Raw genomic sequence first — 25,584 nt, forward strand, 5'->3', positions numbered from 1 at the left:
TAGAGAGGTGATGATGTGATTAAGAAGGAAATGATCGCTATGCTTCTGGCAGGCGGCCAGGGCTCCCGTCTTGGCGTACTTACGAAAAACGTCGCGAAACCGGCGGTTTCTTTCGGAGGAAAGTATTCTATCATCGACTTTCCCCTGAGCAACTGCATCAATTCCGGGGTGGATACCGTAGGCGTGCTGACGCAGTACCAGCCGCTTCGGCTGAATGCGCATATCGGTATCGGGATTCCATGGGATCTCGACCGGAACCGGGGCGGTGTCACCGTACTGCAGCCGTATGAATCGCAGAGCGATACCGGCTTCTATTCCGGCACGGCGAATGCCATTTACCAGAATATTGCATATATTGACAGCTATGCTCCGGAATATGTGCTGATTCTGTCCGGTGATCATATCTATAAGATGGACTATGAGGTGATGCTGGAATACCACAAGGCGATGAACGCGGATCTCACCATCGCCGCGATGCCGGTTCCGATTGAGGAGGCGAGCCGCTTCGGCATCACCGTAACCGACGAGCATAACCGCATCATCGATTTCCAGGAGAAGCCGAAGGAGCCGAAGAGCAACCTGGCGTCCATGGGTATCTATATTTTCACATGGAAGGTGCTCCGCGAGGCGCTTCTCCGGAATCGGGATGTGCCGGAGTGCGACTTCGGAAAGCACATCATTCCGTATCTTTTCAATAAGAAAAATCCGATTTATGCCTACGAGTTCAACGGCTACTGGAAGGACGTGGGGACTCTGCAGTCCTACTGGCAGTCCAATATGGAGCTCGTGGCGATCATTCCGGAGTTCAACCTCTACGAGGAATACTGGAAGATCTACACCCAGACGGACAACCCCGCACCGCAGTACATTTCCGCGGATTCCGTGGTGGAGCGCTCGATCATCTCCGAGGGCTGCGAGATCCACGGAGAGGTGCACAATTCCGTGATCGGCGTGGGCGTCCGGATCGAGAAGGGCGCGGTGGTCGAAAATTCGATCATCATGGAGGACGCGGTGATCGGCGAGGGCACCACCGTAAATATGGCGATCATCGCGGAGGATGCGGTGATCGGAAAGGGCTGTCAGATCGGCGTCGGAGAGTATGCGCCGTCTGTCTACGATCAGAGGGTCTATAGCTCGGAGCTTGCGACGATAGGAGAGAGGACCGTGATCCCGGATCATGTCCGCATCGGCAGAAATACGGCGGTGTACGGCAGAACGGAGGAGAAGGACTATCCTGACGGATTACTTCAGAGCGGCGGAGCGATCATTAAGGAGGACGACATCATATGAGAGCGATAGGCATCATTTTAGCAGGCGGCAACAGTAAGAGAATGAGGGAGCTTTCCAATAAGCGGGCGATTTCCGCGATGCCGATTGCGGGCTCCTTCCGCTCGATCGATTTCGCATTGTCCAATATGTCGAATTCCCATGTGCAGAAGGTGGCGGTGCTGACCCAGTACAATTCCCGCTCCCTGAACCAGCATCTGTCCTCCTCCAAGTGGTGGGATTTCGGACGGAAGCAGGGAGGGCTCTTCGTATATACTCCGACCATCACCGCGGATCACAGCGACTGGTTCCGGGGGACGGCGGATGCGCTGTACCAGAATCTGGTCTATCTCCGTTCCTCCCATGAGCCCTATGTGATCGTAGCGGCGGGAGACGGCGTTTACAAGCTCGATTACAATAAGGTGCTGGAGTACCACATCGAGAAGAAGGCGGATGTCACGGTGGTCTGCAAGCAGATGTCGCCGGACGACGACGTTTCCCGTTTCGGCTGTATCGGGATGAATGAGGACAACCGAATTGTAGAGTTCGAGGAGAAGCCGGTGGTGACACAGGCGAATGTGATTTCCTGCGGGATCTACATTGTCAGGAGACGTCTCCTGATTGAGCTTCTGGAGAAGGCGCATGACGAGGATCGCTATGATTTCGTGAAGGATATTCTGGTGCGCTACAAGAATATGAAGCGCGTTTACGGCTATAAGATAAATACCTATTGGGCGAATATCGCTTCGGTGGAAGCATACTACCGCACCAATATGGACTTCCTCCGGCAGGAGGTGCGAGACTTCTTCTTCCGGGAGCAGCCGGGGATCTATACGAAGCTCGCGGACAATGCGCCTGCGAAGTACAATCCGGACAGCGTTGTCAGGAATTCGATTATCGCCAGCGGCTGTATCATCAACGGTGCGGTCGAGAACTCGGTGCTCTGCAGAAAGGTCTACGTCGGCAACAACTGCGTCATTAAGAATTCCATCATTCTGAACGATGTGTATATCGGGGACAATTCCGTGATAGAGAACTGTATCGTGGAGAGCAGGGATACGATCCGCGCGAATACGACGCACATCGGCGCCCCGGATAACGTAAAGATCGTGATTGAGAAGAATGAACGCTATACGATGTAGGAGGCAGTGATGCAGGTAACGGATGTTCGGATTCGAAAGGTAGATAAGGACGGCAAGATGAAGGCGGTCGTTTCCATCACCTTTGACGGCGAGTTCGTGATTCATGATATTAAGGTCATCGAGGGAGAGAAGGGCCTGTTTATTGCGATGCCGTCGCGCAAGACGGTGGACGGGGAGTACCGGGATATTGCCCACCCGATCCGGAGCGCTACGCGGGAGATCATCCAGAATACGATTCTGGAGAAGTTCCGGGAGGAGGAGCGCAGCGGCATGGCGCAGAAGCTGTACTGAGAAGTACGGCGGACGGCGGAGGCTGCTCCGGTGAGAGCATTTGGATGTGCTGCCCTTCGTCGAAACGGAAAGAACAGAAAGGGGATGCGGCTTATGTGCGCCGTATCCCCTTTTTAGGCTTTTTCGAGTCCGGGTCGGGCAGGAGATATCGGCAAACAGAAGATAAACGCAGCTGTTTGCATTCCGGACAGGATGTGCTATGCTTAGCTCCGATCAGAAAAGAGGAGAAAAGAAATGTGGTTGATTGCAGGGCTCGGAAATCCCGAGCTGAAATACAGGGGGACCCGTCACAACGCGGGCTTCGCCGTCATTGATAAATTCTGTGAGAAGTATGCCGTTGGACTAAATGAGAGCAAATTTAGCGGGGCTTATACGAAGCTTCGGATCGGGACGGAGCAGATCATTCTTTTGAAGCCGCTCACCTATATGAACGAGTCCGGCAGGTGCATTGCACCGCTCGCCGGCTTCTACAGGATCCCGTCGGAGCAGGTGATTGTCCTCTCGGATGATATCTCGCTCGCACCCGGCAGACTCCGCATCCGTCCGAGGGGCTCTGCGGGCGGGCATAACGGTCTGAAATCTGTCATTGCCTGTCTCGGGACAGAGGATTTCCCGCGTGTCCGCATCGGCGTCGGGGAGAAGCCGGAGCGGATGGATCTCGCAGCCTACGTGCTGGGGAAGTTCGATGAGACGGATACGAAGCGGATGGATGAGGCGTATCTGGAGGCGGTGGACGCCTGTCTTGCCATCGTGACGCAGGGCGTGGAGGATGCGATGAATCGTCACAATGCGGCGAAGAGCGTCTGAGGAGGCACGATGTATAATCCGATTGCCTATACCGCAGGCTATGAAGCGCTGCATCGGGGACTCGAGGAAAATGCCGGGCCGCTTCTCGTGAGCGGGCTGCGCGATTCTGCCAAGACGCTCCTCGTCGAGGAGGGCAGCGTGCATTGGCAGCTTTTCGTGTGTCCGACAGAGCAGCAGGCGAAGGAATTTCACCGGAATCTCCGTGCGATGCAGGAGAACTGCTGGTTCTACCCGGCGAAGGACTTCCTTTTCTATCAGGCGGATACGCAGGGAACCCTCATCACCCGGCAGAGGGTGGAGGTGCTGCGGCAGCTGAGTGAGGCGGAGAGCGGTATTGTGGTCTGCACTGTCGACGCACTGATGGATAAGGTTGAGAGCCGGGAGCACTTTCGGGATTCGGTGCTCCGGATCGCGCCGGGACAGACCATGGAGCTTTCTGCGCTGGCACAGCGTCTCACGGAGCTCGGCTATCAGCGTCTTCCGGAGCTTTCCGCGATGGGCGAATTCTCGATCCGCGGCGGAATCGTGGATATCTTCCCGTTTTCTGCGGAGAATCCGATCCGTGTGGAATTCTGGGATACGGAGGTGGACAATCTCCGTTCCTTTGACGTACTGTCGCAGCGCTCGATCGAGACGCTGGACAGTGCGGAGATCTATCCGGCGAAGGATCGGGACGGCGGGCGGGATGTGAGTCTTCTGGATTACTTCCCGGCGGACAGCAGGATCTATCTGGACGAACCGGCGAGGCTGCGGGAGCGCGGGCGGAGCGTGCAGCAGGAGTTCACGGAGAGCTTCACTGCGCGCGCGGAGCAGGCGAAGTGCGTGCCGGAGGAGGCGAGGGGGACTGCGCTTCGGGAGACGGATCCTGCGGAGCTGATTTACGACGCGGACGAAATTATGAGGAGGCTGTACGGCGGGCGGACGCTCGCACTCTCCTCTCTGGGGAACAATCTGGAGAGCGCGGCGGAGATGGGGATCGCGGAAGGGGGCGCCGGGGCGCATACGGTGCTGGAGCTGGAAACTGCGGCAGTGCCGAGCTACAGGAATAATTTCGAGCTTCTCGTGAAGGATCTCCGCCGCTACCAGCAGGAGAAATACGAGATCCTGCTGCTCTCCGCCTCCCGGACGCGTGCCTCCCGTCTCGCGCAGAATCTGCGGGACTATCAGCTCCGTGCCTACTGCCCCGACGAGGGGGAGAAGGAGCAGGAGGAGAACCGCGGCGCGGTTAAGGTGCTCTACGGCTACCTGAGCACCGGCTTTCTCTTTCCGGAAGAGAAACTGCTGCTCCTCACCGAGGGCGATATGTTCGGAAACGCCGGAGAGGTTCGGAAGAAGCGGAAGCAGAAGAGGTACGAGGGGCAGAGGATCGCGAAGCTCTCGGAGCTTTCGCCCGGAGATTATGTCGTGCAGGAGAACCACGGAATCGGAATCTACCGCGGTATCGAGCGGATTGAGGCAGACGGCATCACGAAGGACTATATCCGGCTGGAGTACGGAGACGGCGGCAGCCTGTACCTTCCTGCCACGAAGCTGGAGGGAATCCAGAAGTACGGCAGCGCCGACGGGAGGAAGCCGAAGCTGAACCGCCTGAACGGGACAGACTGGCAGAAGACCCGGAGCCGGGTGCAGCATGCCGTTCGAGAGATGGCGAAGGAGCTGGTGGCGCTCTATGCCTCCCGCCAGCAGGCGGTCGGGCACAAATACGGGCAGGATACCGTCTGGCAGAAGGAATTCGAGGAAATGTTCCCCTACGAGGAGACGGCGGATCAGATCCTCGCGATCGACGATACCAAGGCGGATATGGAGAGCCATAAGATCATGGATCGACTGGTTTGCGGGGATGTCGGCTACGGCAAGACCGAGGTCGCGCTCCGGGCGGCATTCAAGGCGGTGCAGGATTCCAAGCAGGTGGCGTACCTCGTCCCGACTACGATCCTTGCGCAGCAGATCTACAACACCTTCGTGGAGCGTATGAAGGGATTTCCGGTCAACGTCGTGCAGCTCAGCCGTTTCCGGACTGCCCGGCAGCTCCGGCGTTCGATCGCGGATATCGCCGCGGGACGCGCCGACGTTGTCATCGGGACGCATCGTCTGCTCTCCAGGGATGTGGAATTTCGGGATCTGGGGCTGCTGATCATCGATGAGGAGCAGCGCTTCGGCGTGGCGAATAAGGAGAAGATCAAGAATCTGAAAAGGAATGTCGATGTCCTGACCCTGACCGCGACGCCGATCCCGCGGACGCTGCACATGAGTCTCGTCGGGATACGGGATATGTCGGTACTGGAGGAGCCTCCGATTGACCGCGTTCCGATCCAGACCTATGTGATGGAGTACAATGACGAGCTGGTTCGGGAGGCGGCATCGCGGGAGCTTTCCCGCGGCGGGCAGGTTTACTATGTGCATAACCGCGTCGGCAATATCGCGGAGGTTTCCGCGCATGTTCAGAGCCTGCTGCCGGAGGCGCGGGTGGTCTGCGCGCATGGACAGATGAACGAGACGGAGCTGGAGGAGATCATGCTCCGCTTCATCAATGGGGAGATCGATGTGCTGGTTTCGACTACAATTATTGAGACAGGACTGGATATTCCCAATGCCAACACCATGATTATCGGGGACGCTGACCGCATGGGACTTTCCCAGCTCTATCAGCTCCGCGGACGTGTCGGACGCTCGAACCGCACTGCCTACGCTTTCCTGATGTATCGCCGCGGCAAGCTTCTCAGCGAGGAGTCCGAGAAGCGGCTGAAGGCGATCCGGGAATTCACGCAGCTCGGCTCCGGCATCCGCATTGCGATGCGGGATCTGGAGATCCGCGGCGCGGGAAATGTGCTCGGCGCGGAACAGCACGGACACATGGAGGCAGTCGGCTATGACCTCTACTGCAAGCTCCTGAACCAGGCGGTGCTGACGGAGAAGGGAGAGCTGCCGGAGACGGCGCGTCCGTCCACGCAGGTGGACTGCGACATTGATGCCTATATTCCGGACAATTATATCGCAGACGAGAGCCAGAAGCTCGATATTTATAAGCGTATCTCGGCGATTCAGAATGAGGAGGACTACATGGATATGCAGGACGAGCTGCTGGATCGCTTCGGGGAGCTGCCGAAGCAGGTACAGAACCTCCTGACGATCGCGGCGCTGAAGGCGCTCGCGCACCGCTGCTGTGTACGGGAGCTGAATGTCGGCAGGGGCGAGTACCGTATCTTCTTTTCGCCGGACGCAGATATTCAGGCGGAGCGGATCCCGGAGCTGGTTTCCCTGTGCCGCGGACAGCTCAGCTTCAGCGGCGGGCAGAATCCGCTCCTGCACTTCCGGAGTGTAAACCGGCGGGAGCCATGGAGCGTCGAGAAGACGATAGAGCATATTGAATCCGTTTTGAAGAAGCTGGAGCGTGTCTGAATGCCTTTCGAAGCGGGGGCTGCGGGACAACGTTTTCAGGGATTTTCCCGCATAGAATCAGTTGACAGACAGGGCTGGTAAAGATATAATGCATAACGTGTATGGGGTTACTGCGGCTTTTATGCAGGATAATACCGAAAAGAACTGTCCGGATCGGGCAGAAACAGGAAAGAGTGCCGTTTGAGCGGCGCTATGGAGGAAATTAGGATGAACAGACAGGACTTAGTAGCGGCTGTTGCCAGAGACGCAGAGCTCTCCAAGAAGGATGCAGACGCAGCGGTAAAGGCTGTATTTGATGAGATCGCTTCGGCGCTTGCGGCAGGCGACAAGGTGCAGCTGATCGGCTTCGGTACCTTTGACACGGCAGAGAGAGCGGCTCGCGAGGGCAGAAATCCGAGAACCGGCGAGACGATGATGATCGAAGCTTCCAGATCTCCGAGATTCAAGGCAGGCAAGGCTTTGAAGGATCGTATGAACTGAGTATCGACGGAGTCGGGGACACGAGGGAAAGGAGGCGTCGCACCTCCTTTTTTTTCTACCTTAACCCAAGGAGGAGAAGGAATGAGACTGGACAAGTATCTGAAGGTTTCGCGGCTCATTAAGAGAAGAACCGTAGCCAATGATGCCTGCGACGCCGGCAGGGTGACGATCAACGGCGTGACAGCGAAGGCGGGCAGCAATGTGAAGATCGGCGATGTGCTGGAGATCAGATTCGGCACGAGCTCCGTGAAGGCACGGGTGCTGGATATTCAGGAGACGACGAAGAAGGAGGAAGCGAAGGAGCTCTTCGAGTACCTCTGAGGAGAAGCGGTAGTTGTTCTTTTTCCATCGATGTGCTAAACTACCGTGGGAATCTGTAAAAATCAGACGGACTATGCTATGAGCGAGCCAAGGAGAAGAAGAAAACAGAGATTCGAGAACCGCGCCGCGATCGTAGGGATCATTGTCGTGGTTTTGTTCCTTGCGGTCGCCGTTTCCGTTCGCGGCTCGTCGCTTCGCCAGAAGAACAGGGAGTATCGGGCGATGGAGGAGAGTCTGGACACAGAGATCCGTGCGGAAGAGCGAAATTCCGAGAAGCTGCAGGAGCAGAAGGTCTATGTGAAGACGAAGGAATACATCATAGAGAAGGCACGGGAGATCTTCAAGCTCAAGATGCCGGATGAAATCATAGTGCAGCCTGAAAACTGAGCATGGAGGGAAGGGCGGGTGCCCTTCCCTTTTTTCTCTGCGAAGGGACTGTGCGGATAGGAGAGAGACTTGGATGCTGCACTGCGGGTTCGAAAGTTTATAGAGGAGAGAGAGCTGATCCGATCGGGAGATATCGTACTGCTGGGGCTATCCGGCGGTGCGGATTCGGTATGCCTCCTGTCGATGCTCTCCGGGCTTCGGGAGCGCCTTTCCTTTTCTCTCCATGCCTGCCATGTGCAGCACGGGATCCGGGGGGAGGAGGCGGTGCGGGATCTTCGCTTTTCACGGGAAATGGCGGAACGCTTTTCTGTGCCCTTTCTCTGGGAGCAGGTGGACGCGCCGGGCTATGCCGGAGAGAAGCGGATCGGGATAGAGGAAGCGGCGCGGATTCTCCGTTATCGCGCGCTCCGGGAGCAGCTTTCGGCGCTTCCCGGAACGGGACGGCGGCGTATCGCGGTCGCCCACCATCGGGACGATCAGGCGGAGACGGTACTGCATCATCTGATCCGGGGGAGCGGGCTTCGCGGGCTTCGGGGAATGGAGGCAGAGCGGGAGGCGCTGATCCGTCCGCTGCTCTGCATTAGCCGGGCGGAGATCCTCGCGGAGCTGCAGAAAAAGGGGCTGCCCTATATTGTGGATTCCAGCAATGAGGATATAAAATATACGAGAAACCATATTCGTTCTCTCCTCACGCTGCTTCGGGAGGACAATGCGAGGGCGGCGGAGCATATCGCAGAGGCAGCGGAGCTGATGGGAGAAGCAGATATGCTGCTTCGGGAGATGGCTGCTGCGTTTACGGAGCGCCATGCCGTATTGCATGAGGGAGAGGAGCTTCCGGCGGAGGTGTGCAGGGAGCTTCGGCTGCCGCTTCCGGCGCTTCGGGCACAGCAGCCGCTTCTGCAGCGGTATATCCTGATGGAGGCGGTTCGCAGGCTGGATACGCCGCTTCAGGATTGGGAATCCGTTCATTTCAAGGCGCTTTCCGCGCTGCTTGGCAAGGCGGGGGGCGCGCATCTCGATCTTCCGTACCAAATGAGTGCGGAGATTCGGAAAAAGGAGCTGCTGCTCCGGCGAAACCGGGAGACAGTCAGCATGAAGAGAAGGAGGAAGCTATGAGCGAGCGTATTGAGAGACTGATCTCAGAGGGGGAGATCAACGAAAGGATAGAGCAGGTTGCGGCACAGATTTCGAGAGATTATGCGGGACAGTCTCTGCATCTGATCTGCATCCTGAAGGGGGCGGCGATGTTTATGTGCGACCTCGCGAAGCGGATCAGGAATGACAATGTGACGATGGACTTCATGTCGGTCTCCAGCTATGGCGCAGGCACCGTCACGAGCGGCATCGTGCGGATCGTGAAGGATCTTGATGAGCCGCTGGAGGGGAAGAATGTCCTGATCGTAGAGGATATCGTGGACACCGGGCATACGCTCAGCCATCTGCGGCGGATCCTTCTGGAGAGGCAGCCGAAATCGATCGAGATCTGCACGCTGCTCAATAAGCCGTCCCGCAGAGAGAAGGAGGTTCCGGTGAAGTACTCCTGCTTTGAGATACCGGACAGATTCGTTGTGGGCTATGGGCTGGATTATGACCAGCGCTACCGCAATCTGCCATATATTGGCGTGGTAAACTTCGACTAAGGAGAAATTTCTTTCATGGGTAGTATAAACTGGGATTCCTTATACAGCTCCGGCATGGACTTTTACCGAAGCCCGGCGGAGCCGGATGCCGGAGACCGTGTCACGCTCCGTTTCCGGACGCTGCGGGAGGATGTCGATACCGTGACGCTGGAGCTCCTCGAGACACAGGAATTTCTGCCGATGCGGGCGGTCAGCAGTGACCATTATTTTGATTATTACGAGACTGCCGTACAGCTGGGGACGGAGCCCCTGAGCTATGTTTTTCATGTCCGGAAGGGAGAGGAGGTGCTTCTCTACAATCGACTCGGCGTCTCCGAGGAGCGGGATCCTGCCTATGCCTTCCGTCTGATCCCGGGCTTCCACATCCCGCAGTGGGTGAAGGGGACGATCATGTACCAGATCTACATTGACCGCTTCCGGAACGGAGCCCCGGAGAATGGTGTGCAGGATCGAGAATACATTTACCTCGGGCGTCCCGCGACGAGGGTTTCGGACTGGGAGGCCCCGGTGGAGCCCTTCGACGTACACCGTTTCTACGGCGGGGATCTGCAGGGCGTGCTGGAGAAGCTGGATTACATTTACAGTCTGGGGGTTCGCGGCATTTACTTCAATCCTCTCTTCGTTTCCCCGTCCAATCACAAGTACGATACGCAGGACTACGATTATATCGATCCGCATATCGCGAAGATCGTGAATGATGGCGGTGCGGTGCTCCCGGAGGGGGATGAGGACAACCACCATGCGGAGAAGTATCGTATCCGCACCAGCAACCTTGATAATCTGGAGGCGTCCAACCGCTTTTTCGTTCAGTTTGTGGAGGCGTGCCATGCGCGGGGGATCCGGGTCATCATCGATGGCGTCTTCAATCATTGCGGCTCCTTCAATAAGTGGATGAATAAGGACGGCTTCTATTCGACGGTGCTTTCGCAGGAGGGAAATGTCTATGCCTTCGGCGCGTATGAGTCTGCGCAGAGTCCGTACCGGAGCTACTTCGCCTTTCAGAATGAAGAAGCGTCTGCCTGGCCGAACAATGACAGCTATGAGAAGTGGTGGGGCAATGATACGCTCCCGAAGCTGAACTACGAGGGCTCGAAGGCACTGGAGGAGGATATCCTCCGGATCGCCAGAAAGTGGGTCAGTGCTCCCTTCTGCTGCGATGGCTGGAGGCTGGATGTGGCGGCGGATCTCGGGCATTCCGAGGCATACAATCATGCCTTCTGGAAGCGCTTCCGCACAGCAGTTAAGGGGGCAAACCCGGAGGCGGTGATCCTCGCGGAGCACTATGGGAATCCCTCGTCGTGGCTTCGGGGAGATGAGTGGGACACGGTGATGAACTATGATGCCTTCATGGAGCCGGTGACCTATTTCCTCACCGGAATGGAGAAGCATTCGGACAGCAGCAATCCGGCGCTGCTCGGGGATGGAGAGAATTTCTTCCGGACGATGCGCTATACGATGGCGCGGCTGCCGGAGCAGGCGATCCTCTCCTCGATGAACCAGCTCTCCAACCACGATCATTCCCGTTTTATGACCAGAACCAACAAGCGGATCGGGCGGATCGGGCAGCCGGACGCATTGCCCGCGACGCAGGATATCAACCCGGCGATTTATCGGCTCGGTGCGATGATGCAGATGACCTGGCCGGGTGCACCGACGATCTTCTATGGAGACGAGGTGGGGATGTGCGGCTGGACGGAGCCGGATTCGAGACGCACCTTCCCGTGGGGCAAGGAGGATCTGGAGCTTCTGGAATATCACAAGTATCTCGGCAGGGCGCGCCGGAGCTATCCGCAGCTTGCGCTGGGAGAGCTGATGCCCCTGATTGCCGGGAAAAATTATGTGGTATATGCGCGCGGCTACGGCTCTCGCGTGGCGATCATCGCGATCAATTCCGGTGCATCGGAGTTCCCGCTGGAGATTCCGGCGTGGAGGACGGGTGTCACGGATACCGTCCGGCTCTGCCGTATCCTGAAAACGGACGAGAACGGCTATAATGTGGGGACGACCTACCGGCATACGAACGTCGGCAGCTTCCGCTGCTATATGGAGCCCTATGCGGGCAAGATCTATATCGCCGATCTGGATACGCACAGGAAGGAGAGGGCATAATGGAGCGGGAGAGAGTCCTCCATGAATTCGCGCCGGTCTTTGACCGGCATTCCCGGGTCCTGATCCTCGGAACCATTCCCTCGCCGAAGTCCAGAGAAAACGGCTTCTATTACGGGCATCCGCAGAATCGTTTCTGGCGGGTGCTCTCGGCGCTTCTGGGGGAGACGCTGCCGGAGACGAGAGAGGCGCGGATAGCGCTTCTCCTCCGGCATCATATCGCGCTCTGGGATGTGCTCCGGAGCTGCGAGATCTGCGGCGCCTCCGACAGCTCGATCCGGAATGCTGTCCCGAATCCGCTTTCGGCGCTTCTCTGTAAGACGGAGATCCGCGCGGTATTTGCGAGCGGACAGAAGGCAGCGGCGCTGTACCGGCGCTTCCAGCAGGCAGAGACCGGCATGGAAATTCATGCGCTGCCCTCCACGAGTCCGGCGAACTGCCGGATATCCTATCCGGAGTTGCTGCGGGCGTACAGCGTGCTGCTGCCCTATCTGGAATAGAGCGATCTTTCCGGTCTCCTTCTTGCTGCGCTTCCAATCGATACGCCGGTCGAAAGAAGCAGTGATGCTTACGGAGTCCTTATGGGCTTCCGATGATAGGAGCGACTGTGATAGCATTTATTGAATTGATAAATGAGAAGATTAAAGCAGTGTAGACAAATTAGAAGTTGTGGGAGGTAATCATAGTGAATGAATTTAATGAATATGTACGTGAGTGTTTTTCTGCTGCCGGTGATATTGTCATAAAATCAATGATGGGCGGATACCTGGTGTACCTTAAAGGTAAACTGATAGGTGATATTGGAGATAAGGAACTGTTTTTAAAGAGAACGCCGACATCGGACAGACTTCTTGCAGACTCAGAACTGCGTTATCCTTACGAAGGTTCAAAGACACTGATGCACGTATTCGACAAATTTGAAGATTCAGATTTGATTGCAGAATTACTGGGAGGTATGTATGCGGAACTACCCGAAAATAAACCCAAGAAAACCAAATGAGACTGATAAATTCACAGTTTTTGTAACTGCAACGCAATAAGAAATGAGACAACTATGTTTTTTGAATATATCAAACTTTGCTCTTCAAATTCTTCTTCACAAATTTACAGGTATCGCACACAACTTCAACAAAATGGCATATCCAGTAAGCTAAAAACAAGATGGTTTCGGCAGATCCATCCAATAGATAAGACTGTTTTTGGTGAAATCGAAGTACGACTGCCAATGGTGACCTATTCTTTATTTGTAAAAAAAGGGATGAAGTCTTCGCACGAATCATAATAAGGGAGTTAGAAACAGAGTTTGAATAAGCTATACCAAAAAAGGAGACTGCTGTTTGGCGGTCTCCTAAAAAAATGATCAAATATCGAAAAACGTAGCGCCTTGCTAAAAGTCTCTGTATTGAGCCTTGTACGATATTTGAAGCAGTCGTAAATCGTTTGCTCACGGTCATAAACAGTCAGCGTTACTTCGTTAAAAATATCGCTTGACTTGATTCTGAATATCCATCAGCATACCTGCTTTGTAAAAATCAAATACATAAAATGATGTCATGTGTTTGATTTTTATTATACTCATAATCTCGAGATATGCGGAGAATGTTATGCCGGGAATTTTCAGCAACAGCGCACTGACTGTCAATCCGTGCTGCAGCTTCTATAAAAGAAGCTGCAGCACTCACGCCGGTTGGACATATATGGTGCCGAAGTGTTATACCACCGGCTGGAACTTCTTTCTCGGGAGGTACCGTCCCCGGTTCTCAACCAGCACCTTTCCCTCCCGCGCGGTCAGCGTGCCGCGGAGGTAAACCTGCTCGATCATGCCGGTGAGCTCCATGCCCTCGAGCGGTGCGTAGTCACAGCGGGAGACCTGTGTCTCGACGGAGATCCTCTTTTTCCGCTCCGGATTCAGGATGACGAGATCGGCATCGCTGCCCTCTTGGATCACACCCTTCTCCGGATAGAGTCCGTAGAGCTTCGCGGGATTCTCGGAGAGGACGGCGCAGAGCCGTTCCTTCGTGAGTCTGCCCTTCGAGACGCCCTCGGAGAACATGACCTCGCCGCGGGTCTCGACGCCCGGCATTCCGCCCGGGAGGCGGCGGAAGTCGCCCGCACCGAGCCTCTTCTGCTCCGTGGTGAAGGCACAGTGGTCGGTGGAAACGGTCTGGATCTCGCCTGAAGCGAGTGCTTTCCAGAGCGCTTCCTGATCCTTCTCGGTACGGAGCGGCGGGGAGATCACATACTTCGCGCCCTCGAAGCCCGGGAGCTCGTAGAGCGCTGCTGTCTGGGTGAGATACTGCGGGCAGGTCTCGGCAAAGACAGTCTGTCCGCGCTTCCGTGCAGCGCGGATCTCCTCGAGCCCCTCCGCGCAGGTCAGATGGACATCGATGACCGGCGTATCCACGACCTCCGCGATATGGAGGAGCCTGCCGATTGCCTCCGCCTCCGCGGCAGCGGGGCGGGTCCGGTAATGGGAGGAGACAGCAGAGCGGGTCTTCTCGTCCGAGGCATATTCCTTCTGCAATGCGGCGATCAGCCCGGTGTTCTCACAGTGTACGCCGGTGATGCCGCCAACCTCCTTGAGCCGTTTCAGGATCTCATAGAGCTCCATGTCGTCGACCCTCGTGTCATAGGTCATGTAGAGCTTGAAGGTACTGAGCCCCTCATCCATCATTCTCTGGCAGTCTGTCCTCGTCTGCTCGTTCCAGTCGGTGATGGACATATGGATGCCGTAGTCGCAGGAGGTACCCGCCTCCGCCTTTCGGAGCCAGTTTTGGAAGCCCTCCTCGAGCGTTTCCCCCTTGTATTGCGTGCCGAAGTCGATGATGGTGGTTGTGCCGCCGCTGACCGCTGCCCTCGTGCCGGAGGCGAAGTCGTCACAGGTGACCGTACCGGCGACGTGCAGGTCGAAGTGTGTGTGGGCGTCAATGAAGCCCGGGAAGATCAGCCTTCCGCTTGCGTCCACTCTCTCCGCTTCCTCCGGGAGAGAGGAGAGAAACTGCTGTTCTGCATCCGCCTCTTCCTTCCGGAAGATTTTCCGGATCTTTTCTCCGTCCAGCAGGAGGTCGGCGGGGAAGCTCCCCTTCGGCGTCACGATCATACCGTTTTGAATCAGAATCATATGTACTCCTTTCCGAGGACAGGAACGCCGGACCGGGATATGCCAATGCGCATATGGCACTGGCAGGAGTGCAGGGCGGCGTTTCCCGAGAATAAATGCCCCGGGACAGTGTCCCGAGGCGTGGAATCCTCCTTAGAGGATCAGATAGTTATAATTATTGTATACCGTGTCTACGAGCTCCGCGATGCGGTAGAAGAGCTTCGAGCTCTTGTCTCCTATGGTATAATGCATTTTCTGCCCGCCGAGACGCACGACAGTTTCCTTGTCCTGAAGGAAGGCGAAGCCGTCGTTTTCAGATTCGTCCATATCCGCCTCATTGGTGAAGAGCGTGAACTTTTCCTTGTACGGCGCGGAGTCATACGGACAGAAGCTCTCGCAGTTTCCGCACTCATTGCACATATAGTCGATGTGGAGGATCTGACGCATCTCTCTTCCCGGAACCTTGATGGCGAAGTTCGCGCGGTTCGGGCAGACATCCGCACAGTTCTCACAGATGTGGTCGCAGGCGAGACAGCGGCTGTCTGCTGTTCCCTTTGCCGGTGCATCGGCGAGATTTCCCTTCTTGGAGAAGATCTTCTCATCGGTGACGAGAGAGGGGCGGTCGATGCCGATTTCCCGGTTCAGGATCGCCTCGCAGGCGAGCTTCGCGTCTGCGATCGCCCTTACGATGACGGAAGCTCCGAAGGCACCGTCTCCCGCGGCATAGACGCCCGGCAGAGAGGTCTCGTTCCGCTCGTTCAGAATCGGAAGTCCCTTCTCATCACTGCGGATGCCGTTCTTCTCATAGAAGCTGCCGTCCACCCTTTCGCCGATGGAGGCAATGACGGTATCGCAGGGGATCTCGACCAGCTCCTCGGTCTCCTTTACAGAGCGTCTGCCGCTCTGATCCATTTCCGAGAGAACCATCCGGTGGCAGAGCAGCTTTCCGTCCCGAAGCGTGAACGGTGCGAGCAGCTCGCGGAAGTCCACGCCGTCCGCGATCGCCTCCTCCAGCTCCTCCTGATCTGCCGGCATATAGCGCTTGGTTCTGCGGTATACGAGGTAGACATTTTCGACACCCTCTGTCCGCTTCGCGGCGCGCGCGGTATCCATCGCGGTATTTCCCGCGCCGACGATGACGACATTCTTCCCGACGGAGAGCCTGCCGTCCTTTTCCTTGAATTCATGCAGGAAGTCCAGTGCATTGACGGCGCTTCCCTCCGCGAGCCGGAGCGCGCCGCTCTTGTGTGCGCCGATCGCGAGGAGCACCGCATCGAAGCCATGTTCTGTCCTGAAGGTGCTGACATCGTCGATGCGGACGCCGAGGTGGAAGACGGCACCGAGCTTCTCTGCAAGCGCAACATCCTTCTGAATCTCCTCTGCAGGGAGACGGAAGGATGGAATTACATTTGCAACTACGCCGCCGGCGCGTTTCGCCTCGTCATAGACGTGTACCTCGACACCTGCACGGGCAAGGAAAAATGCTGCGGAGATGCCGGCGGGACCGGCACCGATGATACCGACCTTCCTGCCGATTGGCGCTGCCGGCGTGAGGGAGGCAAGCACTGCGTCGAAGCCGTTTCTTGCGGAGATCAGCTTATTTTCCCGGATCTGCACCGGTGTCTCATAGTGATTCCGGGTACAGCTCGTCTGGCAGACATGTGTACAGATGTTTCCGGTCATAAACGGCAGAGGGTTCTTGTCGAGGATGACCTGCAGTGCCTCCTCGTATTTGCCTTCATTGCACAGACGCCCATAGCTCGTGATATCCTGATGGATCGGACAGCGGTCGCGGCAGGGCATGGTGTAGCAGTCCACGAGCGGCACCTTTCTCTCGGACTTCCGGGAGGGGATCGGCTTGATCGGCTTCACATAGTGCGGGTCGGTAATCATCTTCTCGCAGATCTGATTGACCAGCTCCAGCTTTACGCCGTCCCATGCACCCGGCTTCTCCTCATGGAGGAGCTCCGCGAGCTGGAGGAGGCGGAGATAACCGCCGGTCTTCAGAAGCGTGGTCGCCATCGTGACAGGCCAGATCCCGGCGTCGATCACATCCTTGATATTGAAGTAGTCGCAGCCGCCGGAGTAGGAGATGCGGAGCCTGCCGTCGAAGTCCTGCGAGAGCCGCTTCGCCACGGTGATGGACAACGGGAAGAGGGACTTTCCGGACATATACATCTCTTCGGACGGAAGCTCGTGGTTCTTCACGTCTACCGGGAAGGTATTGGTGATCTTGACACCAAAGGAGAGACCCTTTGACTCTGCAAGCGCGAGGAGGCGCGTGAGCATCGGGATTGCATCCGTGTACTGCAAATCACCGAGGAAATGATTGTCGGTAAACTGGATGTAGTCATAGCCCATGCTGTTGAGGAGCTTTCTCGCCGTCTCGTAGCCGAGGAGAGTCGGGTTGCACTTTACGAAGGTATGCAGACCCTTCTCGGTGAGGAGGTAGGAGGCGATCGCCTCAATCTCGGAGGGCGGACAGCCGTGCAGGGTGGAAACCGTCACGGAATTGACGATGTTCTCCTGAATTGCCTCGACATCTGCTGCAGTCAGCCTCTCAAAGCGGTCGAGATTGCTGAGCAGCCAGCTTCTGCACTCTCGGAAGATTCCGGTGTTCCCGGCGTGCATCATGGAATCGAGGAAGGTATTGACCTTTTCGCCCTTGATGCCCTCGAGGTCATAGCCCACAGAGATATTGAACTGGAAGGCGTCCGGATCGCCGAGTGCCCATTCGCGGGCGATCGCCTTGATGGCAAACCATGCCTTGACATATTCCTCGAAGGCCTGCGGAACCTCCAGCTCCGTGGACCATTCGCAGTTATAGCATTCGTCCTCTGCGGAGATGCAGGGCTTCGCCACGCAGGTGGCGAGCTCGCGTCCGTCCATCTTCTGTACGGTCTTCAGCTCGAAGAAGCGGGAGCCGCCGTAGTAGGAGGCGACAATATTCTGCGCGAGCTGGGTGTTCGGACCTGCGGCGGGACCGATTTTTGTCTCCAGCTTTCTGCCGAAGAGGGTGTAAGGCTCGCCGCTCGCGCGGTAGCACTTCTGCATTCCGAAGACGGAGCCGCTCTTATGCTCCAGCAGGATGCGGTTCATCAGTTTCCCAAACGGGATAGGGGTCATAATATCACTCATAGCAGCTTCTCCTTATTTAAATGACTCAGTGGATGTGTTTTATCTTCCGTCGTTGATGCGATGGGCAAGCCGCGCGGCGCCCTCCCTGATATGCGCCAGAACTGCCTCCTCGTCGAGCTCTGTGAGCTGCCGATCCTTCATCAGCACCCTGCCGTTTGCGATCGTGGTAATGACGGAGCGCCCGCTCATGCCGAAGAGCATATGCCCGTTTAAATTGGAGCTGTCCATCGGCGTCGGCGGGATGTAGTCCGTGATGATGACATCAGCGGCGGCATTCTTCTCCAGCACGCCGAGCTTCTTCCGGAAGTAGCGGTTCGCGATCGTCGCATTATGCCGGAAGAGCATCTCCGGAACCTCCGCCCATGCGGCATTCGGATCACAGAGGTGATGCTTGTGCAGAATGTTCGCCACTTTCCAGGACTCCAGCATATCGTGGGTGTAGCCGTCCGTGCCGAGACCGGTCACGATGCCGCGGTGTACGAGCTCCATGGTAGGAGGACAGCCGCAGGCATTGCCCATATTGGACTCCGGATTGTGCACCACCATGGTATCGGTGTCGCGGATCAGATCCATTTCATGCGGATTGATGTAGATGCAGTGCGCGAGCAGTGTCTTCTCGCCGAGGATGTCCCAGTCGTAGAGACGATCCACAATGCGCTTATGGTGCTTCCGGAGGCACTCCTGCAGATCGAGGATGCCCTCTGCGACGTGAATGTGATAGCCGATGCCATCCGGCTTCGCGGCGCGTACCCGTTCCATCGTCTCGTCCGAGATCGTGAAGCTGGCATGCATCCCGATCATCCCGGCGATCATGTCGGATTCGTCTGCGAGCGCGTGCTTCGCGAAGTCCACATTTTCCTGAATGGACTGCAGCGCCTTCTCCTTTCCGTCGCGGTCGGAGATCTCGTAGCAGAGGCAACTCCGGATACCGGTTTCTCTGGCGGCCTCCTCGATCGCGAAGAGGGAGCCCGGGATCTCCCCAAAGCTCGCGTGGTGGTCGAAGATCGTGGTCACGCCGTTCTTGATGCACTCTATATAGGTAGCGAGCGCGGAGAGCTTCGTGTTCTCATTGTCGAGGCTGCGGTCGATCGTCCACCACTGTCCGTCGAGGATGTCGAGGAAGCCCTTCGGATGATAGCCCTTGATGGAGAGCCCTCTCGCCATGGCAGAGTAGATGTGCTCATGGGCATTGATGAACGCCGGCATGATGACCCCGCCGTGCGCGTCGATGCATTCCGCATCCTTATAAATATTTTTGAGCTTTTCATAGCTTCCGACCGCAAGAATGCGGGTTCCGTCCAGCACAACCGCTCCGTTCTCGAAGAAGGGCTGCGAGGGATCTCTGGTAATCATTCTTCCGTTCCCGATTAATAGCATAGACGCTTCCTTTCTTATGCAGCTTGTGTATAAGTTCTAAAAACACAAATGTTTGACATTAAAAGTCTACCATTATGTCTATAAAAATGCAATGAGAAAACCTAAAAATTTTTTTGAAAAACCTATTTTTTTTCATAAAACCACTTGCAATTTCAGAGATTCATGGTATAGTGGTGTTGTGCTAAAAAAAATTTAGGTTCAGCAGCAAAACTAGCCTGCTTCCGGAGAGGGGCGGGAGAGAGCACAAAAACTCCGATACCGAAGGGTGGATGATGCAAGGAGGGACAAAGATGAGTGAACCCGAATATATGAATTATGGATATGAGAGTGAGCGTGAGGTCGGCATGGAACGGCTGGTGACGATCGCCCACGGAATATCCAGACAGTTCGGCAGAGACTGTGAGGTCTGCATCCACGATCTCGCGATTAAGGATCTGGAGCACACGATTGTATTTATCATAAACGGTCATGTGACGGGACGGAAAGCCGGTGACGGCGCCTCGAAGGTGGTGCTGGAGACGCTGGAGGCGCTGGAGAGGGGGGAAAGCATCACGGATCACCTCGGTTACCGGACGCATACGTCGGATGGCAAGATCCTGAAGTCCTCGACGATTTTCCTGAAAGATGAGGACGGCAGGTACCGTTACATCATGGGGATCAACTATGATATCACCTCCTTCGTCAATGCTGCAGGCGCGATCGACGTACTGACAACGGTGGAGGATGAGGGTGAGAGCGATCGGGACGGGGAGATCCCGCTTAATGTCAACGAGCTGCTCGACAGTCTCATCAATCAGAGCGTGAAGCTGATCGGGAAGCCGCCGGCACTGATGAATAAGGAAGAGAAGATCCGCGCGATCCGGTTCCTGAAGAATGCGGGAGCCTTTCTGATTACGAAGTCGGGCGACAAGGTTTCGAATTTTTACGATATCAGCAAGTTTACGCTTTACAGCTACATCGATCAGGCAGGTAAGAGATAAGGGGGCGCCGGTTGATCCGGGAAAGCTGCGTGCGAGGGGAATACACGTGCGCGAGTCATGAATGGATCAGCGCTTTCATAAATAAAAAAGGAGGGTGCAATGAATCAGGATGTAAAATGGGTTTTAAACCGGATGCCGAAGACAGAGGATCGGAATCTGCCGCTGATGTCTATGAAAGAGGTGAAGAAGGCGAGAGCCTTCCATGAGAGCTTCCCGCAGTACAGCGAGACGCCGCTTGCCGATCTTCCGCATCTTGCAGAGTACCTTGGCGTCGCGAAGCTTTGCGTGAAGGATGAGTCCTATCGATTCGGACTGAACGCCTTCAAGGTACTGGGGGGCTCCTATGCGATTGCCCGCTATATCGCCTCGGAGACAGGAAAGGACGTTTCCGAGCTGCCCTACAGCGTACTGACCTCAGAGAAGCTGAAGGAGGAGTTCGGAACGGCGACCTTCTTCTCGGCAACGGACGGGAACCACGGCAGGGGCGTGGCATGGGCAGCCAACAAGCTGCACCAGAACGCAGTGATCATCATGCCGAAGGGCTCCACAGAGACCCGTCTCCGGAACATCCAGAAGGAGAACGCGAAGGCGTGGATCTCCGATGTGAACTATGACGAGTGCGTACGGCAGGCTGCGAAGCTCGCGTCCGAGACCGAGCATGGCGTCGTCGTGCAGGATACCGCGTGGGAGGGCTATGAGGAGATTCCTGCGTGGATCATGGAGGGCTACGGCACGATGGCGGACGAGGCTGCGGAGCAGTTCGGAGAGCGTCCGACCCATGTCTTCGTACAGGCGGGGGTTGGCTCTCTTGCCGGAGCGGTGGTCGGCTACTTCGCGAACCGCTACAGGGAGAACCCGCCGATCATGACAGTAGTGGAGGCATCCGCGGCCGCCTGCCTGTATAAGGGCGCGGTCGCGGCAGACGGCGAGATCCGCATCGTGGACGGAGACATGGACACCATTATGGCTGGACTTGCCTGCGGTGAGCCGAATATCACCTCCTGGGATATCCTGAAGAACCATGTACGCTGCTTCATTTCCGCAGAGGACAACGCTGCGGCGCGCGGTATGCGCATCCTGAACGCCCCGCTGAAGGGGGATCCGCAGGTGCTCTCCGGTGAGTCCGGTGCGGCAGCCTTCGGTGCCTTCGCGACGCTGATGCAGTTCCCGGAATACGCGGAGCTCAGGGAAGCACTGGAAATCAAGAAGGACTCCCGCATCCTCTTCTTCTCGACAGAGGGGGATACTGACCCGGACAGATGGAAGAACATCATCTGGGAGGCGAAAGAACGCTGAATCCGATTTATCGATAGATTATCCTCTTGGCGCGCCCGGCGTTTCCGGGCGTGCCGCCTAAATCATGAGAACGTTGTGCCGGGGAACCGGTATTTCATAAAAGGAGAAGAAACATGGGAAAGCTGACACAGGCTGAGTTACATGCAATTAAGGAAAAGGCAGAGAGCTACCGCGCCGACATGACCGCATTCCTGCGTGCCATCGTACGGAATCCGGGTGAGTCCGCCGAGGAGGCGGCGCACGTCGAGACCATCCGCAGGGAGATGGAGAAGGTTGGCTTCGACGAGGTCAAGGTCGATCCGCAGGGCAATGTAATGGGCTTCATCGGAAGCGGCGAGACCCTCATTGCTTTCGACGGGCATATCGATACTGTGGGCATCGGCAATCGTGACAACTGGAGCTTCGATCCCTACGAGGGCTATGAGAACGAGACGGAAATCGGCGGCAGAGGCGTATCGGATCAGCTCGGCGGCACCGTTTCCGCAGTCTATGCGGCGAAGATCATGAAGGAGCTCGGACTGCTGGACAAGAAGTACCGCATCATGGTGGTCGGAACGGTACAGGAGGAGGACTGCGACGGTCTGTGCTGGGAGTATATCTGCAAGGAGGACAAGATCCGTCCGGAGTTCGTGATTTCCTCCGAGCCGACCGACGGCGGACTCTACCGCGGACAGCGCGGACGCATGGAGATTCGCATTGATGTCAAGGGCGTTTCCTGCCACGGCTCCGCACCGGAGAGAGGCGACAACGCGATTTACAAGATGGCGGATATCCTGCAGGATATCAGAGCGCTCAACAACAACGGCGACGCGGAGTCCACAGAGATTAAGGGTCTCGTGAAGATGCTGAACCCGAAGTTCAATCCGGAGTGGAAGGAGGCACGCTTCCTCGGACGCGGCACCGTGACCGCTTCTCAGATTTTCTATACCTCTCCGTCCCGCTGTGCGGTAGCGGATTCCTGCGCGGTTTCTCTCGACAGGAGAATGACGGTCGGCGAGACTTGGGAGTCCTGCCTCGAGGAGATCCGGCAGCTTCCGGCAGTGAAGAAGTACGGGGAGGATGTCAAGGTTTCCATGTACAACTATGACCGTCCGTCCTACACGGGTTTGGTATATCCGATCGAGTGCTACTTCCCGACCTGGGTCATCCCGGAGGATCATCCGGTCTGCACTGCGGCTGTGGCAGCCTATCATGATCTCTTCGGAGAAAAGCGGATCGGCGCAGAGGCAGTCCGTGCGGAGAGAGAGGTGCGTCCGCTCCTCGACAAGTGGACCTTCTCGACCAATGGCGTTTCTATCATGGGCAGAAACGGCATCCCGGTTCTCGGTTTCGGTCCCGGCGCAGAGGCACAGGCTCATGCGCCGAATGAGATCACTTGGAAGCAGGATCTGGTGACCTGCGCCGCCTTCTATGCCGCGCTTCCGAGCTACTACGAGAAGTAAACGCATTTCCCGCATCAGCAGGCAGGGAGGCGCTTGCGCCTCCCGCAGAAAACATATTTATTTATTTTAAAGGAGATCAGAAAATGGATAAGAAGCAGCTGAAAGAGTATATCGAGGAGCTGAAGGGTCTGGATTTTGATATGTTCCAGAAGGATTTTTTCCTGACATGGGAGAAGAGCGAGGATGAGCTGAAGGCGGTCTGGAATGTAGCGGATGCACTCAGAAATCTCCGCGAGAGAAACATTTCCACCAAGGTGTTCGATTCCGGACTGGGCATCTCCCTCTTCCGTGACAATTCCACCAGAACCCGTTTCTCCTTCGCTTCTGCCTGCAACCTGCTCGGACTGGAGGTACAGGATCTGGACGAGGGCAAGTCGCAGATTGCACATGGTGAGACGGTGCGGGAGACTGCGAACATGATCTCCTTCATGGCGGACATCATTGGCATCCGCGATGATATGTATATCGGCAAGGGCAATAAGTATATGCATGATGTAGCGGACGCGGTGCAGCAGGGACATGACGACGGCGTGCTCGAGCAGAGACCGACCCTCGTCAACCTCCAGTGCGATATCGATCATCCGACACAGTGTATGGCGGATGCGCTGCATGTCATCCACGAGCTGGGCGGCATAGAGAATCTGAAGGGCAAGAAGCTCGCGATGAGCTGGGCATATTCTCCGTCCTACGGCAAGCCGCTCTCCGTACCGCAGGGTGTAATCGGACTGTTCACGCGACTGGGCATGGAGGTCGTTCTCGCGCACCCGGAGGGCTATGATGTCATGGAGGATGTCGTAGAGGTAGCGAAGAAGAATGCGGCAGAGTCCGGCGGGTCCTTCCGTATCACCAATGATATGAAGGATGCCTTCAAGGATGCCGATGTCGTATACCCGAAGTCATGGGCACCGTTCGCCGCGATGGAGAAGAGAACCAATCTCTATGCAGAGGGCGATCAGGACGGCATCAAGGCGCTGGAGAAGGAGCTGCTCGCACAGAACGCGGAGCATAAGGATTGGGCATGCACCGAGGAGATGATGAAGCTCACGAAGGACGGCAAGGCACTGTATCTCCACTGCCTGCCCGCGGACATCTCCGGTGTTTCCTGCGAGGAGGGAGAAGTCGACGGCTCCGTATTTGATCGTTACAGAGACCCGCTCTACAAGGAGGCTTCCTATAAGCCGTATGTTATCGCCGCAATGATCCTGCTCGAGAAGTTCAAGGATCCGGCGAAGGTGCTGGAGGAGCTCGAGAAGAGAGGACAGCAGCGTATTTTCGAGGCATAATCACAGGAGAGGCGGGGGATCTGCCGACAGGCTGCTCCTGCTTTTCTATCATTGGTTTTTGAGGCATCTGGACAGGACTTCGTTCGAGATGCCTCATCTTCATTCAGGAGTAAAAAACATATGGAAAAGAAGAAAATCGTCATTGCGCTCGGCGGCAATGCCCTCGGAAACACCCTGCCGGAGCAGATGATCGCAGTGAAGACAACTGCAAAGGCAATCGTTGATCTGGTAGAGGATGGAAACGAGGTCGTCGTCGTACACGGTAACGGTCCGCAGGTTGGTGTTATCAACAATGCCATGACCGAATATGCACAGCAGGACGGTTCCAATCCGGCGCCGCTCTCCGTCTGTGTGGCAATGAGTCAGGCATATATCGGCTATGACATTCAGAATGCACTGCGCGAGGAGTTCCTGAACCGGGAGCTCGCAGTACCGCCGATCGCAACGATGGTGACGCAGGTGCGTGTAGACGCGGATGATCCGGCATTCCGGACGCCATCCAAGCCGATCGGCAGATTCATGAACAAGGATCTCGCACTGAAAGAGGCGGGAGAGAGAGGCTGGATCGTGAAAGAGGACGCAGGCAGGGGCTACCGCAGAGTGGTCGCTTCCCCGAAGCCGAAGGAAATCATCGAGCTCCCCGCAATCCGTGCGATGGCAGACAGCGGACAGCTGGTGATCTGCTGCGGCGGCGGCGGAATCCCGGTTGTAGCGGAGGGCAAGCACCTCGCCGGTGTTCCGGCAGTGATTGACAAGGATTTTGCAGCGGCACTGCTTGCGGAGACGATGGAAGCGGATATGCTGGTGATCCTGACGGCGGTAGAGAAGGTCGCGATCCGCTACGGCAAGCCGGAGCAGAAGTGGCTTTCCGACATTTCCGTGGCGGAGGCGGAGCAGTATGCTGCGGACGGCGAGTTCGCGCCGGGCTCCATGCTCCCGAAGGTGCAGGCGGCGGTCAACTTCGCGCGCTCCGGTGAGAATCGCACTGCGATCATTACCCTGCTTGAGAAGGCGAGAGAGGCACTGCGCGGCGAAACCGGTACGAGAATCAAGAAGTAATCCATACAGAGGCAGAAAAGAGGGGCTGTCGCACCATTTAGTGCGACAGCCCCTCTTTTCACAGCTTCAG

The 25,584-nt window shown here is 56.5% G+C and carries 21 protein-coding genes and 1 pseudogene; 19 read left to right on the forward strand and 3 right to left on the reverse strand.

Features of this window, described 5'->3' with window-relative positions:
- Positions 1 to 15: 15 nt before the first annotated feature.
- From HW273_RS04160 to HW273_RS04220, 14 genes and pseudogenes are all read left to right on the forward strand, one after another.
- The gene (locus HW273_RS04160) at positions 16 to 1,290 is read left to right on the forward strand and encodes a glucose-1-phosphate adenylyltransferase (RefSeq protein WP_179010584.1); all 1,275 of its coding nucleotides are present in this window, start codon (positions 16 to 18) and stop codon (positions 1,288 to 1,290) included.
- Entirely contained in the window at positions 1,287 to 2,408 is a 1,122-nt protein-coding gene (gene glgD, locus HW273_RS04165; protein ID WP_179010585.1) for a glucose-1-phosphate adenylyltransferase subunit GlgD, read from the forward strand. Before HW273_RS04160 ends, glgD begins: the two co-directional genes overlap by 4 nt.
- A 9-nt stretch (positions 2,409 to 2,417) precedes the next feature.
- Positions 2,418 to 2,699: a septation regulator SpoVG gene (gene spoVG, locus HW273_RS04170; RefSeq protein WP_179010586.1), complete on the forward strand. Its 282-nt coding sequence runs from the start codon at positions 2,418 to 2,420 to the stop codon at positions 2,697 to 2,699.
- Between the two features lie 234 nt (positions 2,700 to 2,933).
- Complete coding sequence (pth, locus tag HW273_RS04175) at positions 2,934 to 3,506, forward strand: aminoacyl-tRNA hydrolase (protein ID WP_179010587.1); 573 nt, start codon at positions 2,934 to 2,936, stop codon at positions 3,504 to 3,506.
- A gap of 9 nt (positions 3,507 to 3,515) precedes the next feature.
- A complete protein-coding gene (gene mfd / locus HW273_RS04180; protein ID WP_179010588.1) occupies positions 3,516 to 6,905 on the forward strand; it encodes a transcription-repair coupling factor in 3,390 nt (1,129 codons plus the stop codon).
- Positions 6,906 to 7,097: 192 nt separating this feature from the next.
- Positions 7,098 to 7,385: an HU family DNA-binding protein gene (locus HW273_RS04185; RefSeq protein ID WP_279287554.1), complete on the forward strand. Its 288-nt coding sequence runs from the start codon at positions 7,098 to 7,100 to the stop codon at positions 7,383 to 7,385.
- Between the two features lie 81 nt (positions 7,386 to 7,466).
- Positions 7,467 to 7,706 carry an RNA-binding S4 domain-containing protein gene (locus HW273_RS04190; RefSeq protein ID WP_179010590.1) on the forward strand — a complete coding sequence of 80 codons (240 nt, stop codon included), beginning with the start codon at positions 7,467 to 7,469 and terminating at the stop codon, positions 7,704 to 7,706.
- 78 nt (positions 7,707 to 7,784) lie between these two features.
- On the forward strand, positions 7,785 to 8,093 hold the full coding sequence (locus HW273_RS04195; protein WP_179010591.1) for a septum formation initiator: 309 nt from the start codon (positions 7,785 to 7,787) through the stop codon (positions 8,091 to 8,093).
- 69 nt (positions 8,094 to 8,162) lie between these two features.
- Positions 8,163 to 9,209: a tRNA lysidine(34) synthetase TilS gene (gene tilS / locus HW273_RS04200; RefSeq protein WP_179010592.1), complete on the forward strand. Its 1,047-nt coding sequence runs from the start codon at positions 8,163 to 8,165 to the stop codon at positions 9,207 to 9,209.
- Positions 9,206 to 9,733: a hypoxanthine phosphoribosyltransferase gene (hpt, locus tag HW273_RS04205; protein ID WP_179010593.1), complete on the forward strand. Its 528-nt coding sequence runs from the start codon at positions 9,206 to 9,208 to the stop codon at positions 9,731 to 9,733. The genes tilS and hpt overlap by 4 nt, the downstream gene beginning before the upstream one ends.
- Positions 9,734 to 9,748: 15 nt before the next feature.
- On the forward strand, positions 9,749 to 11,842 hold the full coding sequence (locus tag HW273_RS04210) for a glycoside hydrolase family 13 protein (RefSeq protein WP_179010594.1): 2,094 nt from the start codon (positions 9,749 to 9,751) through the stop codon (positions 11,840 to 11,842).
- Entirely contained in the window at positions 11,842 to 12,339 is a 498-nt protein-coding gene (locus HW273_RS04215; protein WP_179010595.1) for a DNA-deoxyinosine glycosylase, read from the forward strand. The genes HW273_RS04210 and HW273_RS04215 overlap by 1 nt, the downstream gene beginning before the upstream one ends.
- An 80-nt stretch (positions 12,340 to 12,419) precedes the next feature.
- A pseudogene (locus tag HW273_RS11785) lies at positions 12,420 to 12,494 on the forward strand (CD1845 family protein); the annotation flags it as partial.
- A 30-nt stretch (positions 12,495 to 12,524) separates the two neighbouring features.
- Positions 12,525 to 12,839: a TfoX/Sxy family protein gene (locus tag HW273_RS04220; RefSeq protein ID WP_179010596.1), complete on the forward strand. Its 315-nt coding sequence runs from the start codon at positions 12,525 to 12,527 to the stop codon at positions 12,837 to 12,839.
- A gap of 711 nt (positions 12,840 to 13,550) precedes the next feature.
- Here the strand turns inward: HW273_RS04220 and hydA are convergent.
- The 3 genes from hydA to ssnA all read right to left on the reverse strand — a co-directional run bounded on the left by hydA (position 13,551) and on the right by ssnA (position 19,454).
- Positions 13,551 to 14,960: a dihydropyrimidinase gene (gene hydA, locus HW273_RS04225; RefSeq protein ID WP_179010597.1), complete on the reverse strand. Its 1,410-nt coding sequence runs from the start codon at positions 14,958 to 14,960 to the stop codon at positions 13,551 to 13,553.
- A 132-nt stretch (positions 14,961 to 15,092) separates the two neighbouring features.
- Positions 15,093 to 18,077, reverse strand: coding sequence for a putative selenate reductase subunit YgfK (ygfK, locus tag HW273_RS04230; RefSeq protein ID WP_179010598.1), 2,985 nt, complete (start codon positions 18,075 to 18,077; stop codon positions 15,093 to 15,095).
- A 39-nt stretch (positions 18,078 to 18,116) separates the two neighbouring features.
- The gene (ssnA, locus tag HW273_RS04235) at positions 18,117 to 19,454 is read right to left on the reverse strand and encodes a putative aminohydrolase SsnA (RefSeq protein ID WP_179010599.1); all 1,338 of its coding nucleotides are present in this window, start codon (positions 19,452 to 19,454) and stop codon (positions 18,117 to 18,119) included.
- A 290-nt stretch (positions 19,455 to 19,744) separates the two neighbouring features.
- On the opposite strand from ssnA, the gene HW273_RS04240 reads away from it, so the two are divergent.
- The 5 genes from HW273_RS04240 to arcC all read left to right on the forward strand — a co-directional run bounded on the left by HW273_RS04240 (position 19,745) and on the right by arcC (position 25,514).
- Positions 19,745 to 20,434: a helix-turn-helix transcriptional regulator gene (locus HW273_RS04240; RefSeq protein ID WP_243206742.1), complete on the forward strand. Its 690-nt coding sequence runs from the start codon at positions 19,745 to 19,747 to the stop codon at positions 20,432 to 20,434.
- 99 nt (positions 20,435 to 20,533) lie between these two features.
- On the forward strand, positions 20,534 to 21,730 hold the full coding sequence (gene dpaL, locus HW273_RS04245; RefSeq protein ID WP_179010600.1) for a diaminopropionate ammonia-lyase: 1,197 nt from the start codon (positions 20,534 to 20,536) through the stop codon (positions 21,728 to 21,730).
- Between the two features lie 113 nt (positions 21,731 to 21,843).
- A complete protein-coding gene (locus HW273_RS04250) occupies positions 21,844 to 23,172 on the forward strand; it encodes a YgeY family selenium metabolism-linked hydrolase (protein WP_179010601.1) in 1,329 nt (442 codons plus the stop codon).
- 83 nt (positions 23,173 to 23,255) lie between these two features.
- Positions 23,256 to 24,455 carry a knotted carbamoyltransferase YgeW gene (gene ygeW, locus HW273_RS04255; RefSeq protein WP_179010602.1) on the forward strand — a complete coding sequence of 400 codons (1,200 nt, stop codon included), beginning with the start codon at positions 23,256 to 23,258 and terminating at the stop codon, positions 24,453 to 24,455.
- Positions 24,456 to 24,575: 120 nt separating this feature from the next.
- Positions 24,576 to 25,514 (forward strand): carbamate kinase, encoded by a 939-nt coding sequence (gene arcC, locus HW273_RS04260; RefSeq protein WP_179010603.1) that lies wholly within the window; start codon positions 24,576 to 24,578, stop codon positions 25,512 to 25,514.
- The last annotated feature ends 70 nt before the right edge of the window (positions 25,515 to 25,584 follow it).

The organism is Oribacterium sp. oral taxon 102 (assembly GCF_013394775.1).
Classification (GTDB): Bacteria; Bacillota; Clostridia; order Lachnospirales; family Lachnospiraceae; genus Oribacterium.

Excerpts from the sequence above, each read along its gene's own strand:
- glgD (WP_179010585.1), top strand. The coding sequence starts at position 1,287 with ATGAGAGCGATAGGCATCATTTTAGCAGGCGGCAACAGTAAGAGAATG.
- spoVG (WP_179010586.1), top strand. The coding sequence starts at position 2,418 with ATGCAGGTAACGGATGTTCGGATTCGAAAGGTAGATAAGGACGGCAAG.
- pth (WP_179010587.1), top strand. The coding sequence starts at position 2,934 with ATGTGGTTGATTGCAGGGCTCGGAAATCCCGAGCTGAAATACAGGGGG.
- mfd (WP_179010588.1), top strand. The coding sequence starts at position 3,516 with ATGTATAATCCGATTGCCTATACCGCAGGCTATGAAGCGCTGCATCGG.
- HW273_RS04185 (WP_279287554.1), top strand. The coding sequence starts at position 7,098 with ATGGAGGAAATTAGGATGAACAGACAGGACTTAGTAGCGGCTGTTGCC.
- HW273_RS04190 (WP_179010590.1), top strand. The coding sequence starts at position 7,467 with ATGAGACTGGACAAGTATCTGAAGGTTTCGCGGCTCATTAAGAGAAGA.
- HW273_RS04195 (WP_179010591.1), top strand. The coding sequence starts at position 7,785 with ATGAGCGAGCCAAGGAGAAGAAGAAAACAGAGATTCGAGAACCGCGCC.
- hpt (WP_179010593.1), top strand. The coding sequence starts at position 9,206 with ATGAGCGAGCGTATTGAGAGACTGATCTCAGAGGGGGAGATCAACGAA.
- HW273_RS04210 (WP_179010594.1), top strand. The coding sequence starts at position 9,749 with ATGGGTAGTATAAACTGGGATTCCTTATACAGCTCCGGCATGGACTTT.
- HW273_RS04215 (WP_179010595.1), top strand. The coding sequence starts at position 11,842 with ATGGAGCGGGAGAGAGTCCTCCATGAATTCGCGCCGGTCTTTGACCGG.
- hydA (WP_179010597.1), bottom strand. The coding sequence starts at position 14,960 with ATGATTCTGATTCAAAACGGTATGATCGTGACGCCGAAGGGGAGCTTC.
- ygfK (WP_179010598.1), bottom strand. The coding sequence starts at position 18,077 with ATGAGTGATATTATGACCCCTATCCCGTTTGGGAAACTGATGAACCGC.
- ssnA (WP_179010599.1), bottom strand. The coding sequence starts at position 19,454 with ATGCTATTAATCGGGAACGGAAGAATGATTACCAGAGATCCCTCGCAG.
- HW273_RS04240 (WP_243206742.1), top strand. The coding sequence starts at position 19,745 with ATGAGTGAACCCGAATATATGAATTATGGATATGAGAGTGAGCGTGAG.
- dpaL (WP_179010600.1), top strand. The coding sequence starts at position 20,534 with ATGAATCAGGATGTAAAATGGGTTTTAAACCGGATGCCGAAGACAGAG.
- HW273_RS04250 (WP_179010601.1), top strand. The coding sequence starts at position 21,844 with ATGGGAAAGCTGACACAGGCTGAGTTACATGCAATTAAGGAAAAGGCA.
- ygeW (WP_179010602.1), top strand. The coding sequence starts at position 23,256 with ATGGATAAGAAGCAGCTGAAAGAGTATATCGAGGAGCTGAAGGGTCTG.
- arcC (WP_179010603.1), top strand. The coding sequence starts at position 24,576 with ATGGAAAAGAAGAAAATCGTCATTGCGCTCGGCGGCAATGCCCTCGGA.